At 68.8% G+C, this 13,446-nt stretch carries 13 protein-coding genes; 5 read left to right on the top strand and 8 right to left on the bottom strand.

The window, feature by feature from the left end; translation table 11 throughout:
* Window positions 1-22 precede the first annotated feature (22 nt).
* The 3 genes from ACIHAX_RS27280 (at window position 23) to ACIHAX_RS27270 (ending at window position 2,385) form a co-directional block, all read left to right on the top strand.
* On the top strand, window positions 23-880 hold the full coding sequence (locus ACIHAX_RS27280) for a hypothetical protein (protein WP_355080407.1): 858 nt from the start codon (window positions 23-25) through the stop codon (window positions 878-880).
* 340 nt (window positions 881-1,220) lie between these two features.
* Window positions 1,221-1,574, top strand: a complete 354-nt coding sequence (locus tag ACIHAX_RS27275) for a hypothetical protein (RefSeq protein ID WP_364435135.1) — start codon at window positions 1,221-1,223, stop codon at window positions 1,572-1,574.
* A 475-nt stretch (window positions 1,575-2,049) separates the two neighbouring features.
* Window positions 2,050-2,385, top strand: coding sequence for a hypothetical protein (locus ACIHAX_RS27270; RefSeq protein ID WP_355080404.1), 336 nt, complete (start codon window positions 2,050-2,052; stop codon window positions 2,383-2,385).
* A 28-nt stretch (window positions 2,386-2,413) separates the two neighbouring features.
* Here ACIHAX_RS27270 and ACIHAX_RS27265 read toward each other — a convergent pair whose 3' ends face one another.
* The 6 genes from ACIHAX_RS27265 to dapE form a co-directional block, all read right to left on the bottom strand.
* Entirely contained in the window at window positions 2,414-3,352 is a 939-nt protein-coding gene (locus ACIHAX_RS27265; protein ID WP_355080402.1) for a glucosyl-3-phosphoglycerate synthase, read from the bottom strand.
* The gene (gene folP, locus ACIHAX_RS27260; RefSeq protein WP_356966629.1) at window positions 3,349-4,233 is read right to left on the bottom strand and encodes a dihydropteroate synthase; all 885 of its coding nucleotides are present in this window, start codon (window positions 4,231-4,233) and stop codon (window positions 3,349-3,351) included. The genes ACIHAX_RS27265 and folP overlap by 4 nt, the downstream gene beginning before the upstream one ends.
* A gap of 229 nt (window positions 4,234-4,462) precedes the next feature.
* The gene (locus tag ACIHAX_RS27255) at window positions 4,463-6,232 is read right to left on the bottom strand and encodes a long-chain-acyl-CoA synthetase (RefSeq protein ID WP_364435140.1); all 1,770 of its coding nucleotides are present in this window, start codon (window positions 6,230-6,232) and stop codon (window positions 4,463-4,465) included.
* A 4-nt stretch (window positions 6,233-6,236) separates the two neighbouring features.
* Window positions 6,237-6,806 (bottom strand): TIGR00730 family Rossman fold protein, encoded by a 570-nt coding sequence (locus ACIHAX_RS27250; protein ID WP_379255965.1) that lies wholly within the window; start codon window positions 6,804-6,806, stop codon window positions 6,237-6,239.
* Window positions 6,800-7,609, bottom strand: a complete 810-nt coding sequence (locus ACIHAX_RS27245) for a TIGR00730 family Rossman fold protein (protein WP_355080394.1) — start codon at window positions 7,607-7,609, stop codon at window positions 6,800-6,802. The genes ACIHAX_RS27250 and ACIHAX_RS27245 overlap by 7 nt, the downstream gene beginning before the upstream one ends.
* A gap of 450 nt (window positions 7,610-8,059) precedes the next feature.
* Window positions 8,060-9,163 carry a succinyl-diaminopimelate desuccinylase gene (gene dapE / locus ACIHAX_RS27240; protein WP_364435145.1) on the bottom strand — a complete coding sequence of 368 codons (1,104 nt, stop codon included), beginning with the start codon at window positions 9,161-9,163 and terminating at the stop codon, window positions 8,060-8,062.
* A 347-nt stretch (window positions 9,164-9,510) separates the two neighbouring features.
* On the opposite strand from dapE, the gene dapD reads away from it, so the two are divergent.
* A complete protein-coding gene (gene dapD / locus ACIHAX_RS27235; RefSeq protein ID WP_355080390.1) occupies window positions 9,511-10,458 on the top strand; it encodes a 2,3,4,5-tetrahydropyridine-2,6-dicarboxylate N-succinyltransferase in 948 nt (315 codons plus the stop codon).
* A 45-nt stretch (window positions 10,459-10,503) separates the two neighbouring features.
* On the opposite strand, the gene ACIHAX_RS27230 is transcribed toward dapD, so the two are convergent.
* Together ACIHAX_RS27230 and ACIHAX_RS27225 are read right to left on the bottom strand one after the other, a co-directional pair.
* Window positions 10,504-10,890: a PPOX class F420-dependent oxidoreductase gene (locus ACIHAX_RS27230; protein WP_355080388.1), complete on the bottom strand. Its 387-nt coding sequence runs from the start codon at window positions 10,888-10,890 to the stop codon at window positions 10,504-10,506.
* A gap of 45 nt (window positions 10,891-10,935) precedes the next feature.
* On the bottom strand, window positions 10,936-12,354 hold the full coding sequence (locus tag ACIHAX_RS27225) for an acyl-CoA synthetase (RefSeq protein ID WP_397280309.1): 1,419 nt from the start codon (window positions 12,352-12,354) through the stop codon (window positions 10,936-10,938).
* 137 nt (window positions 12,355-12,491) lie between these two features.
* Between ACIHAX_RS27225 and ACIHAX_RS27220 the strand changes: the two genes are divergently transcribed.
* Window positions 12,492-13,343 (top strand): oxygenase MpaB family protein, encoded by an 852-nt coding sequence (locus tag ACIHAX_RS27220; RefSeq protein WP_364435153.1) that lies wholly within the window; start codon window positions 12,492-12,494, stop codon window positions 13,341-13,343.
* Window positions 13,344-13,446 lie beyond the last annotated feature (103 nt).

Below are 13,446 nucleotides of genomic sequence, written 5' to 3'. Positions count from 1 at the left end.
TTCAGCTGTCTAGACTTCGCACATGTCGGCCGATGACGTGGCGCGCGTGTTCGCGATCGAGGACAAGGTCGAGCGACTGAAGGCGGCCACCGACGGGGTGGCGGCGGCCCAGCAGACCATCAACGAACTGACCAGGATTCGGCGTGCCGTGATCCGGGAGCTCCATGCCGAAGGCTGGACGTTCGCCAGAATCGGTGCGGCGGCCGGGCTTTCCCGGGCCCGTATCCACCAGGTGAGTACGCAGGGACCCGCGCCGGAAGGACTGTTCTTCGGGCACGGCTCGCTCACCGTGCTCGTCCCGGAGGTGCGCGCAGGGCGGGTGATCGGCGCGCCGGATCCCGCGGCGCCGCAACGATTGGCCGAGCTGCTACGCGAACTCGGTTTCAGCGTGGCGGTCGAGCATTTCCTACCGGGCCGTCCGGTCGATTTGCGGCGGGACGGCTTGATCGTGTTGGGCGGGCCGGAACTGTCCCCGAGCTTGCGTCAGTTGGTCGCCGCGGACCCACGATTGCGCCGCGCCGTAGCCAGAATGGGTGACGCGCGCCGGGGCATCGAGGACCGGGCGGCCCGACGGGTCTACCGGCCGGGCGGACCCGAACCGCACGACATCGCCTACCTGGGCAGGCTTCCCAGGCCCGACGGGCGGGGCAGCGTATTGATGATCGACGGCATGCATCCGCCGGGCTCGCTCGGCGCGATCCGGCTGCTCGCCACCCGGCTGGCCACCCTGCACGAACGAGCGAGCAATCACCTGTTCTCCGTGCTGATCGCCTGTCGCTTCGACCGTGCCACCGGCGAACCGCTGGAGGCCGAGCTGCTCACGCCGGTCTACCGCCACGATCCCGAGAACAGATCGCCCGCAACGGGTCTGCGCCGCTGAGCCGCGACCCGGGTGAAGGCGCTGCGGATCCGCCCCGAGATGCCCGGCGCGTCGGACATACTGAGACAACGGATTTCAGCAAATATCTGGTCATCATGACCGAGCGCAGAACGCGCGCAATCAGCGCAGCAGAAAAATGACTCGAGCCGCCGAACGGGCACCACTAGCTCCGCTGATCACCTGTTCACAGCGACTCTCTCGACTTAAAAAGCAGCCGCACATTATGTGCCCCAGGTCACCACCCCTCCCCCGAGTGCGTTCATACGCGGATGATTGAATAGCTGGACGATAACCGCTCTCCGAGAAACGGCCGCGTGAGGCGTCCGGCAAGGAGGAAATCGTGAATCCGCTATTGCTGATCGGCGGGGCCGTCCTGGCGGTGGGCCTGGTCGGCCTGATCATCAGTGTGCTGCTGCGGCCGACCGGGTCGAAGGCTCATGTGACCGTCGCCGATCTCCAGGCCCGGCTCGCGCGGGAGCAGTCGGCTCCGCCGCCCGAGGCGGACGGCCCGGTGGACGGTGAACCGGAATCCGGCTCGCCGAATACCGACGCCGAGTCGGTCGATCCCGGGCGCGAGGAACGCGAGCAATCCGGCACCGAGGCCGACGAGCCCCGTGACGCTGCCGCGGATTCGGCGACCGAGGACGATGCGAACCAGGTACTGCTGCCGGATCATCGTCGCCGCAACCAATAGCCTTCGGTTAACCAGCGGTCGGCACAGCGGAAATTCACCGATTTCTCGGGCTCAACGCGCTGCGGCCGGACCCGATGCGCGAAGCGCCGGCGCCAAGCGCGCGGCACTCGGGTAATTGCTCACCCTGCTGTCACACGACTCGGCGCGCGGACGAGACGGCCATCTCCATCGTCGCCCAGATTCCGGCCGAGCGCGGCGGCACTCCACTTCCCCGATGCAGCGCATCGAGGGGACCCATTCACCGGCTGATCAGCTCGAAGTTCGTACGTGTGGCGGATTGGACCGCCGGTCGGCGGGAATACCGGCCACAGAGCCGCACATACCGGTCGGCGGCGCGTCCAATCCCACTTGCACGACGCGCTCACTCGGCCCACACTTGATTTGCTGAAAATTAACTGCACGTTGGTGACGGTGCGTTGCGCTTCGGCCCCGCCACGTTCTGCCCGGCCCGCCCCACCGAGAGGAGAAATGCGCCGTGACCGCCACCCAGATCGCCGTCCTCTGCTCGCTCGTCGGCGCGGCGAGCCTGCTCGCCACCATCGGGTTGCTGCACGGACCGGCGAACCGGCGGCGCCGGGTCGGCGTCACCGAGCACGTGATCGCGGAACAACTGCCCGCCCCCGCGCTCCCGGTCTGTCCGATCGGCAGGCCGCAGCGACTACCCGTCGAGCCCTTGACGGTGGCGGAGGCGCACGAACTCATGCAGCGCCACCGGATCTGTGAACCCTCCGAGTGCGTCTACAAGTACGCGGCCTTCCGGACTCTGATCGAGGCGGGATACATGCGCGACCCGCATGCGGAAGGGGCCTGACCGCATCCGCATGCGGCGCGAGAACGGATCAGGCCGCGGCGCAGGCCGGCCGGAGGGTGTTCATCGGCGGGCGGTCCAGCAGGGAGACCTCGGTGCGGTGCGCGGTGAACTCGTCGCCGATCAGCGGGAACTGGGTCAGCGCGGCGCCGGAGTCCTGGATACCGCTGCGACCGAGCACGGTGCCGAGGATCTGGCGGCTCATCACCCCCAGGTCGGCCAGCGGACGGTTGCGATGCGTGCGCACACCCAGGTTGACCTGGCCGATCGCGGACATGCCGAGCCGGTCGTAGGTGTCGAGCAACAGCCCGATCTCCACCCCGTAGCCCGGGGCGAACGGCACCGAGGTGAGCAGTTCGCGGGTGCCCGCGTACTCGCCGCCGAGCGGCTGCAACACCTGCGACAGCTCCGGTCGCAGCGCGGCCAGGAGGGGCCGGGCGACCAGTTCGGTGACGCGGCCGCCGCCATGCGCGTCCACCGCGCCGCCTTGCCGCAACGGCCTGCGGTAATACGCTTTGGCCAGGTGCATGTCGTCCACCGTGAGCAGCGGACCGAGCAGCTTCGGCACGAAGGCGGGATCCGGGTCGATGAGGTCGGAGTCGACGAAGGCGATCAGATCGCCGCTGGTCACCGCCAGCGAGCGCCACAGCACCTCGCCCTTGCCCGCAACCGGCTCCAGCTCCGGAACCGCCTGCTCGCGGCTGATCACCTCGGCGCCCGCGGCGCGGGCCCGCTCCGCGGTGGCGTCGGTCGAGCCGGAGTCCAGCACGATCAGCTCGTCCACCAGCGTGCCGAGCAGCGGCCGGATGCTGGCCACCACGTCGGCCACGGTCCGTTCTTCGTTCAGCGCGGGCAGCACCACCGACACGGTGCGCCCGGCTTTCGCGGAGACGAGTTCGTCCACGCGCCAGTTCGGGGTGTCCCAGGTATTGGTCGTCGCCCAGGCGGGCTCACGGTGTTGAAATGTCATGCCAGACCTCGCAAGGTTCGTGCGGGGGGCCGGATGCCCTGGATAGCGGCGATCATGTCCACGACCCGCCGGGTCGCTGCGACTTCGTGGACACGAAAGACTCTGGCGCCTGCCGCCGCCGACCACGCTGTCGCCGCCAAAGTGCCCTCCAGCCGTTCGGAAAGACCGACACCTAGAGTCTCCCCGATGAAATCCTTGTTGCTCAGCGCCATCAAGACTGGCCATCCGGTTTTTACAAGAACGTCGACTCGGCGCAACAGTTCGAGACCGTGATAAGTGTTTTTGCCGAAATCATGCGTAGGATCGATCAGGATCGAATCCCGGCGCACTCCCGCGGCGAGCGCTTCCTCGGCGGCCCGCACCACGGTTCCGGTGACCTCCTCCACCACGTCGGTGTAGCGGACGCGGTGCGGCCTGGTGCGCGGCACCGCGCCACCGGTATGGCTGCACACCACACCCGCACCGTGCGCGGCGGCCACCGGAACGAGATCGGGGTCGGCGCCGGCCCAGGTGTCGTTGATCAGATCCGCCCCCTCGCCCACCGCCGCCAACGCAACATCGGCGCGCCAGGTGTCGACGCTGATCAGTAGCTCCGGGTACTTCGCGCGAATGGCCGCGACGAACGGCACCACCCGGCGCGTCTCCTCGGCCGCGTCCACCGAATCACCCGGCCCGGCTTTCACCCCGCCGATGTCGACGAGATCGGCGCCCTCGTCCACCGCGCGCGCCACGGCATCCATGGCCGCCGCATCGGTGAACGTGGCGCCGCGGTCGTAGAACGAGTCCGGGGTGCGGTTCACGATCGCCATCACGAGCGCCCGATCCGTCGCCACCGGCCGCCCGCACAGCGTGGGAAGCGGGGCCGCGGTCGAGCTGAACATGTCGCTCTCCCGCCTCTCCGCGAATCAGGCCGTACAAATCAGGAGACAGGGATCGCGGACAGGTCGTGCCGCCGGGGCTTGGGCCTACCCCACGAGTGACCCGTGTGCTCACGAAACCAGTGGTCTCCTAATTCTCAGACCGTACCAGTCGAGTGCCACAAGATCAGCCAGCAGTCCTCTGGCGGAGGTGGGGGAACCACCGCCACCAGCTCTTTTCCGCAGATGGCCGTCAGTTCTTCGGGGCGCGGCCCGCGGCTACGTCGGCGGCGTAATCGGCGTAGGCGGGGATGTATCCCTCGGCGCGGCCCGCGAGCACGTACAGCGTGCTGTCGGGATCGTCGGCGTAGCCCTGCTTGCGCAGGTCCACCTTGCGGCTCTTGAACGTCGAAGTCTGTTCCAGCTCGTGCACGATGCGAATGAACAGCGGCACGGCGTAACCCGGCAATTGGTCGTAGGCCAGCTTCGCCACCGCCGCACCGTCGAATTCCGCGCCCGGATGCAGCGTCACCGCGGCCATGCCCGCCTTGCCGTCGGTTCCGGGGATGTCCACGCCGTAGACCACCGCCTGCTCGATCGACTCCGCCTTGCTCAGCGCGCCCTCCACTTCGGTGGTCGCCACGTTCTCCCCCTTCCAGCGGAACGTGTCGCCGAGCCGGTCCACGAACGCGATGTGGTGCCAGCCCTGGTCGCGCACCAGGTCGCCGGTGTCGAACCAGACGTCCCCGGATTCGAAGCCATCGCGCACCAGCTTGGCCTCGGAGGCGGCCTTGTCGGTGTAACCGTCGAACGGGGAGCGGTCGGTGACCTTGGCCAACAGCAGGCCGACGCCACCGGTGCCGACCCGGCGCAGGCGGCCGTTCTTGTCGCGCTTCGCCTTTCCGGTCTCCTCGTCGTACTCCACGACGGCATACGGCAGCGGACCGAAACCCGCCGTCCGGTCCACGCCGAATGCGTTGACGAAGGCGATGTTCGCCTCGCTCGCACCGTAGAACTCCACGATGCGCTCGATGCCGAACCGGGACTTGAACTCGTCCCACAATTCCGGACGCAATCCGTTGCCGACGGCGAGCCGGATCAGGTGCTGCCGGTCGGTCGGCTCGGCCGGCTGGTTGATCAGGTAGCGGCACAGTTCGCCGATGTAGATGAACGCCGTGGCCTGTTCGCGAATGACCTCGTTCCAGAACCGGGACGCGGAGAAACTCCGGCCGAGGGCGAACGTGCCGCCCGCGGCCAGGACCGCGGACAACGCGACCGTGAGCGCGTTGTTGTGGTACAGCGGCAGGCAGCAGTACAGGGTGTCGTTGCCGCGCAAGCGGATTCCCAGGCCACCGAGTCCGCCCATGCTCTTGGTCCAGCGCAGGTGGGTCATCACGCTGGCCTTCGGCAGTCCGGTGGTGCCGGAGGTGAAGATGAGGAAGGCCCGCTCGCGCGCGGTGACCTCCGCACAGCTCGGCGGGTCGCCGTCGTCGGCGTCGCGGGCCGCGTCGCGGAGTTCGTCGGCCGCGAGCACGTTGGCGGGCGGTTCGGGCAGCGAGTCGATCGCCTCGGCGCACTCCGCGCCCACCACGTTCAGCACGCTGTCGAGCAGGCCGAGGCTGTGCGCCAGCACCTGGTCGCGCTGATGATGGTTGAGCAATCCGACGGTGGCCCCGAGCTTGACCGTCGCCAGCACGACGAACAGGGTTTCCGGCCGGTTGGTCATCAGCACGCCCACCACGTCGCCGCGCCGCACCCCGCGCGCGGCGAGCACGCTCGCGTACCGGTTCACCTCCGCGTTGGCCTCGCCGTAGGTGTAGCTCGCGCCCTCGAACCGCAGGAACAAGCGGTCCGGATGCCGGTGGGCGTTGCGCTGGAAATACAGCCCGACCGACGACTTGGAATCCGGCGTCACGAGCATGTTCAACGCGTTGCGGAGCATGCCGGGCGCGTCCAGGGCCATCGCGGGGAGATGCCGGGCGAGGTCGACCAAACTCACCGTCGAGCGGGCATCGGTGCTCACGTCTTCAGCTCTCCTCACGGGGTAGGCGCGCCTCCAACGCCGCGAAAGCGGACGGGAGATCGGTCACCACGGTAATCCGGGACAACGCTGTCTGGGGCACGAACTTCCGCTCGTACAACTCGTCCAGCCAGGAGAACAACCCGCGGAAGAATCCATTGGGATCCAGCACAACAACGGGTTTCTCGTGCTGTCCCAGATATCCGCCGGTCCAGGTTTCGAAGAACTCCTCGAGTGTGCCGATGCCGCCGGGCAGGGTGAGGAAGGCGTCGGCGCGGTCCTCCATCACCTGCTTGCGCTGGCGCATGGTGTCGGTGACGACCAGTTCGTCGGCGTCGACGTCGGCGACCTCCCGGTGCACCAGGTGCTTGGGGATCACACCGATGGTGTTCGCGCCGCCGGCGCGCGCCGCGGTGGCGATCGCGCCCATCATCGAGACGTGACCGCCGCCGGACACCAGTTGCCAACCGCGCCGGGCGATCTCGGTGCCCACCCGGGCGGCCAGCGAAAGATAGTCCTGGTCGGTCGTGCTCGCCGAACAGTAGACACAGACGGCGAAAGGCCGCTCGCTCACCACTGATCCTCCGTCCCGATCGCGTCCTCGGCGCCGCCCGCTATCGCGGCCGCCTGAATGATGTTCACGACCTCCTCGACGCTGTCGGTCACGTGCAGCAGTCCGAGGTCGCCCGGAGAGATCTTGCCGGACCCGCCCAGCGAGTCGCGCAACCAATCGACCAGCCCGGACCAATACCTGGTGCCGAACAGGATGATCGGGAACCGGGTGATCTTGTGGGTCTGCACGAGCGTCAGCGCCTCGAACAACTCGTCGAGCGTGCCGAAGCCGCCGGGCAGGCAGATGAACGCCTGCGAGTACTTCACGAACATCGTCTTGCGGACGAAGAAGTACCGGAAATTGATGCCCAGGTCGACCCAGTCGTTGAGGCTCTGCTCGAACGGCAGCTCGATGCCGAGACCGATGGAGTAGCCGCCCGCCTCGCATGCTCCTCGGTTGGCCGCCTCCATCGCGCCGGGACCGCCGCCGGTGATCACCGCGAAACCCGCCCGCGCCAGCGCGGCGCCGATGGCGAGTCCGGCCTGGTACTCCGGGTGGTCGGCGGAGGTGCGCGCCGAACCGAAGACCGTCACCGCTCGGGGCACCTCGGCGAGAGCGCCGAAGCCCTCGACGAACTCGGCCTGGATGCGCAGCACGCGCCACGGATCGGTGTGCACCCAGTCCGTGTCGCCGCGCTTGTCCAGCAGATTCCGGTCGGCGGTGCTGACGCCGTCGGCACGGTCGCGGCGGAACATGATCGGCCCGCGGAACTTCGGTCTCGACTTCGGTTCGGGGGCGACCTCACGGTCCGCGGCGTCGGTGGACATGCATTCCACGCTACCGCCCGGCAAGAGGGACTCACGGGCCGGACGAGAGAAGTCGTCCGACGTTCAGCCGGACGCAGGCAGGGCGAGACACCATCGCAATCTCGGCGCTCGAGGCGCACGTCACCGTGCGAATCAGGCGGGCGGCGAGTCGGAGTCGGGCACCCGCGATCGCGGCCATCAGCGGGAATCGGGCCGCGTGGCCGGGTCGGCAGCAACCGAACCTCCAGCCGCGCCGCTGCGCGCCCGAAGCCATCCAGGTGCACTCGGACGGGCTCGCCGGACCTCTTCGACCTCTGATCGACGCCGTCGCGGAGATCGCCACGAACGAGATCACGCGGACGGACGGGCGCGGGAAGTTCGTGCTCGGTCGATCACGCGCGCGGCGGCAGTACGGCGGTCGCGACGATCCCGGGCCGGATGCGGCGGCACCCGCGGCTTCGCACCCGCCGTTCAGTCCGGAGTGCCGCTCAGGTAGCCGCGCAGCATGGCGGTGACCGCGGTGATCTGGTCGACGGGAACGTGTTCGTCGCGCTTGTGCGCGAGGTTTGGATCGCCCGGACCGAAGTTGACGGCGGGGATGCCGCGGGCCGCGAAACGCGAGACGTCGGTCCAGCCGTACTTCGCGCGCACACCGCCGCCGCCGTGGCGCTGTACCGACGCGATCAGGTCCTTGGCCGCCGGAGCGGTCAGCCCCGGCAGCGCGCCCGGCGCCGAGTCGGTCACTTCGAAGGACAACTCGAGCCCTGCGAAGACCTCGCGCACGTGCTCGACGGCTTGGTCGACGGTGCGGTCGGGCGCGAAACGGAAGTTGACGTCCAGTTCGGCGGCGTCCGGCACCACGTTGCCCGCCACGCCGCCGGTGACCCGAACCGCGGACAGTCCCTCGCGATAGACGCAGCCGTCGATGTCCACTTCCCGGGCGCGGTAGTCGGCGAGCCGCTGCAAGACCGGGGCCAAGCGGTGAATCGCGTTGTCCCCCAGCCATGCTCGCGCCGAGTGCGCGCGCACGCCCGAGGCGCTCAGCCGCACGCGCAGCGTGCCCTGGCAACCGGCCTCGATCCAGCCGCCGGACGGTTCGCCGAGCACCGCGAGGTCGCCGCTGAGCCAGTCGGGCAGGTCGCGTTCGATGTGCCCGAGGCCGTTGAACTCGGCGGCGATCTCCTCGCCGTCGTAGAAGATCAGGGTCAGGTCGTGCACCGGATCGGCGACGGTGGCGGCCAGATGCAGGAAGACCGCGTCGCCGGATTTCATGTCCACCGAGCCACAGCCGTAGAAGACCTGTTCGCCTGTCGGGCCCACCGCGAACCGGCCGGGCACGTTGTCGGCGATCGGCACGGTGTCCAAGTGCCCGGCCAGGATCACCCGGGTCGGCAACCCGCGGTGGGTGCGTGCCAGCACCACGTTCCCGTGCCGGAGGATCTCGAAGCCCGTCGTCTGCTCCACCAGTGCCCGCTCCACCGCGTCGGTGATGGCGGCCTCGTCGCGCGAGACGCTCGGGATGTCGACGAGGGCGGCGGTCAGTGTGATCGGGTCCGCATGCAGGTCGATGGTCACGCGCTTCACCCTACGACCGGTCACCCGCGAGGCCCGCCGGTACCGGCCGGTGTGCCGCCGCATCGTCCGGGACCGCCATCGTGCGCCGGCATCTCGCCGGAGTCGTCCAGGCGATGGTGCGGTCATTCTCGGCCCAGACACTGTTCAGCGTGCGACAGTGCGGCCACCGTCGCGCGTATCTCCGGTCGGCGCAGTGGTCTCGTTGATCGGGCGATCGAGCGTCGGCGCGACTGCTGACCAGGGCACTCGGCCGACCGGTCCTGGAGCTGGAGGCGTATCGAGCCTGGTGATCGCGCTCTCCGGAGCAGCCGCACCATCGCCGGTCGCGGGTCGGTAACCTCTAGGCCGTGAGTATCCAGGGAGCAGCAGCAATCGGTATCGCCAACGTGACCGCGGACGGGACCGTGCTGGACACGTGGTACCCGAACCCGCAGCTGGGCGAGTTCGCCGAGACCGGCAGCAAGCGGCTGGACGAGGCGCCCGCGGAGTACGCGGCTCTGCTCGGCTTCGACGACGCCCGCGGGGTCGACGTGATCGCGGTGCACACCACGATCGCCGACCTGTCCGCCGCCCCGGTGGACGCGCACGACGTCTACCTGCGCCTGCACCTGCTCTCGCACCGCCTGGTCAAGCCGCACGAGGTGAGCCTGGACGGCCAGTTCGGCCTGCTCACCAACGTGGTGTGGACCAACCACGGCCCCGCCGCGGTGGATGGCTTCGAGGCCACCCGCGCCAAGCTGCGCGCCCGCGGCCCCGTCACGGTGTACAGCGTGGACAAGTTCCCGCGCATGGTCGACTACGTGCTGCCCTCCGGCGTCCGCATCGGCGACGCCGACCGGGTCCGCCTCGGCGCGCACCTGGCCTCCGGCACCACCGTCATGCACGAGGGCTTCGTGAACTTCAACGCGGGCACCCTCGGCGCGTCCATGATCGAGGGCCGCGTCTCCGCGGGCGTCGTGGTCGGCGACGGCTCCGACATCGGCGGCGGCGCGTCCACCATGGGCACCCTCTCCGGCGGCGGCACCACGGTCATCTCCATCGGCGAACGGTCCCTGCTCGGCGCGAACTCCGGGCTCGGCATCCCCCTCGGCAACGACTGCGTCCTGGAGGCCGGCCTCTACCTCACCGCGGGCACGAAGGTCACCACACCCGACGGCACCCTGGTCAAGGCCGCCGAACTCGCAGGCCGCGACAACCTCCTCTTCCGCCGCAACTCCACCACCGGCGCCGTCGAAGTAGTCCCCCGCAAGGGCACCGGCATCGAACTCAACGCCGACCTCCACGCCAACGACTGAACGTTCCGCGAGTGGCACATGGTTGTGCCACTCGCGAAGTTCGGATCAGGCCGAAGGCGCTTCCGAGAGCCCGAAGGCGATGACTCGGTGGGGATGGATGCGGATCATTTCGCGGGAGACGCCGGGGATGTATGGGTCGACGTCGGTGAGTGCTTCGGCGGTGCCGCGGATCTCGAGGCAGCGGACGCGCCACGGTTGGACCGACGCGACGTCGTCGACGACGAAGGCGACGTGGTCGTTGGTGGCGAGGTTGCGGAATTTCCACGAGTCGCCCATGTTCCAGCCCGCGATGTCGATGGTGCCCAGGTCGGCGTTGTAGCGGAAGCCGACGGGGTTGTTCTGCGGGGTGCCGTCGGGCCGGACGGTGGCCAGCCGGCCCAGCCGCTGGGTGTGCAGGTAGTCGATGTGTTCGGTGGTCAGAGTCGCAGTCATGCGCCGACCGTAGAACCTCTACCTAACTCGAGGTCAACCCCGCGGTCAGCCCAGCTTCTTCTTCTGCACCTTGCCCATGGCGTTGCGCGGCAGCGCGTCGACCACGCGGATCTCGCGCGGGCGTTTGTGCACCGAAAGTTCTTCGGCCACATGGTCGATCAACTCACGCTCGGTCGCGGCGACGCGCAGCACGACGAAGGCGGTGATGCGCTGGCCGAGATCGTCGTCGGGCAGGCCGACCACCGCGGCTTCCGCGACCGCGGGGTGACCGAGCAGCACCGTCTCGACCTCGCCCGCGCCGACCCGGTAACCACCGGACTTGATCAGATCCACCGATTCCCGGCCGACGATGCGATGAAAGCCTTCCGGGTCGATGGCGGCGACGTCGCCGGTCCGGAACCACCCGTCCTCGGTCCAGGTCCGCGCGGTCGCCTCCGGGCGATTCAGGTAACCGTCGAAGAGCATCGGTCCGGACACTTCCAAGCCCCCGATGCTCTCGCCGTCATGCGGCACCGGAGCACCGGACTCGTCCCGGATCCGGGTGCGCACACCGCGCACCGGCAATCCGACCCAGCCCGGCCTGCGCTCACCATCGGCCCGGGTGGACAGTGTGATCATGGTTTCGCTCATGCCGTAGCGCTCGACCGGCGCGTGCCCGGTCAACTCGCGCAATCGCTCGAAGACCGGCACCGGCAGCGGCGCGCTACCGGAAACCAGCAGCCGCGCGTCGGTCAATTGCTTCGCCGCGTCGGGGTCGTCGACCACACGCGACCACACGGTGGGCACGCCGAAGTACAGCGAACCCTTGGCCGCCGCGTACGCCTGTGGCGTCGGCTTACCGGTGTGGATCAACGGACTGCCCACCCGCAGCGGACCGAGCAGGCCGAGGATCAGCCCGTGCACATGGAACAACGGAAGCCCGTGCACCAGCGTGTCACTCGCGGTCCAAGCCCATGCCTCGGCCAGGGCGTCCAGACCCGCGGCGATCGCGCCGCGACTGAGTAGCACGCCTTTGGGCAGGCCGGTGGTTCCCGAGGTGTACAGCACGAAAGCCGTAGTGGCCGGGTCGGGTTCGGGGTAGGTGTGCCAGGACCTGGCGTGCCGCCGCACCGGCACCACGGGTAGGTCGGCGTCCTCCGGCGCTTTCCCCAGCCACGCCTGAGCGCTCGAATCGGCCAGGATGTGCGCCCGTTCCGCGGTCCCGGAGTCCGGGGGCACCGGAACCACCGTGACGCCCGCGATCAGGCAGCCAACCACCGCGAGCACGGTTTCCACGGTCGGCTCGGCGAACACCGCCACTCGTTCCGCGCGCGCGACGCGTTCGGCCACCGAAGTGGCGGCGCCCAGCAGATCGCTGCGGGAGAGGGTGGCGCCGTCGATGGTGACGGCGTCGGGGATGTCCGCTCCGCCTGCGACGGCGAGCGGGTTCAGGGAGCTGAGCAGCAGCGGCGGACCGAACGGCATTCGCTCACGCTACTTCGCCGGATCAGCGGCGGTGTCGCGGCATCCCGCGCCGACCGGCGTCGAATGTGACGGTTGACACTCCCGCTGACGTGGTGAGAACGTTGGTGCATAGCTTTCTCAGCACTGCGAGGTCGACGATGACGAGGCCACTTTCCGCGACGCATCGTCCCGAATCGCCGGACTCCTTCGACATCGGGCAATACCTCGACGGCGTGGCCGGCCTGTTCGGCGGCGTCGCGAACGTCATCATGCAGCTGAGCGCTCCGCCGGTCGGTTACGGCGTGCTGGAGAGCACCGTCGACAGCGGAAACGTCATGTTGCATCCGGTCAAACGGCTGCGCACCACGTTGACCTACCTTTCCGTAGCGATGCTCGGCACCGACGAGGAACGCGCCGCCTACCGAGAAGCGATCAACGTCTCGCATCGTCCGGTCCACTCCACCGACTCGAGCCCGGTGCACTACAACGCCTTCGATCCCACATTGCAACTCTGGGTCGCGGCCTGCCTGCATTGGGGAGCGCGGGATCTGTACGAGCGCATGCACGGCCCGATGGACGAAGCGACGGCCGACGCGTTCTACCGTCTCGGCGCCAGGCTCGGCACCACCCTCCAGATGCCCGCAGCGATGTGGCCTCCAGACCGCCGCGCCTTCACCGAGTACTGGAGCGCGAATCTCGCGGCGACCAGCATCGATCCGACGGTCCGTGCCTACTTCGACGACCTCATCGACCTACGCATGCTGCCGCGACCCGCGCAGCTGGCTTTCGGGCGCCTGCACCGCTTCTTCGTGACCGGATTGCTGCCCCGGCACCTGCGCGACGAGATGGGGATGACCTGGACCGACCGCGACGAACGCGTACTCGGCCACCTTCTGCGCGCCGTCGGGGCCGCCGAGTCCCGGCTACCGCGAACGATCCGCGCATTCCCGCTGAACGCTTATCTCCTGGATATGCGCATCCGGCGTCGACTCGGCCTTCGTCTCGTCTGAGCCAACCCTCGTTTCATTCCAGTTACTGGTGGGCAATCGCATCTCGTATTGCTGATCGCGCCTGCACAGCGCCGTCCGACGCGACGTGACGCCACCAGCCAGG

The sequence above is a fragment of the Nocardia sp. NPDC051929 genome, from assembly GCF_044548645.1.
GTDB classification, from domain to species: Bacteria; Actinomycetota; Actinomycetes; order Mycobacteriales; family Mycobacteriaceae; genus Nocardia; species Nocardia sichangensis.
This window is presented reverse-complemented; position numbering and strand designations above follow the sequence as displayed.

Excerpts from the sequence above, each read along its gene's own strand:
- ACIHAX_RS27280 (WP_355080407.1), top strand. The coding sequence starts at position 23 with ATGTCGGCCGATGACGTGGCGCGCGTGTTCGCGATCGAGGACAAGGTC.
- ACIHAX_RS27225 (WP_397280309.1), bottom strand. The coding sequence starts at position 12,354 with ATGCCGTTCGGTCCGCCGCTGCTGCTCAGCTCCCTGAACCCGCTCGCC.
- ACIHAX_RS27245 (WP_355080394.1), bottom strand. The coding sequence starts at position 7,609 with ATGTCCACCGACGCCGCGGACCGTGAGGTCGCCCCCGAACCGAAGTCG.
- folP (WP_356966629.1), bottom strand. The coding sequence starts at position 4,233 with ATGTTCAGCTCGACCGCGGCCCCGCTTCCCACGCTGTGCGGGCGGCCG.
- ACIHAX_RS27230 (WP_355080388.1), bottom strand. The coding sequence starts at position 10,890 with ATGACTGCGACTCTGACCACCGAACACATCGACTACCTGCACACCCAG.
- ACIHAX_RS27220 (WP_364435153.1), top strand. The coding sequence starts at position 12,492 with ATGACGAGGCCACTTTCCGCGACGCATCGTCCCGAATCGCCGGACTCC.
- ACIHAX_RS27265 (WP_355080402.1), bottom strand. The coding sequence starts at position 3,352 with ATGACATTTCAACACCGTGAGCCCGCCTGGGCGACGACCAATACCTGG.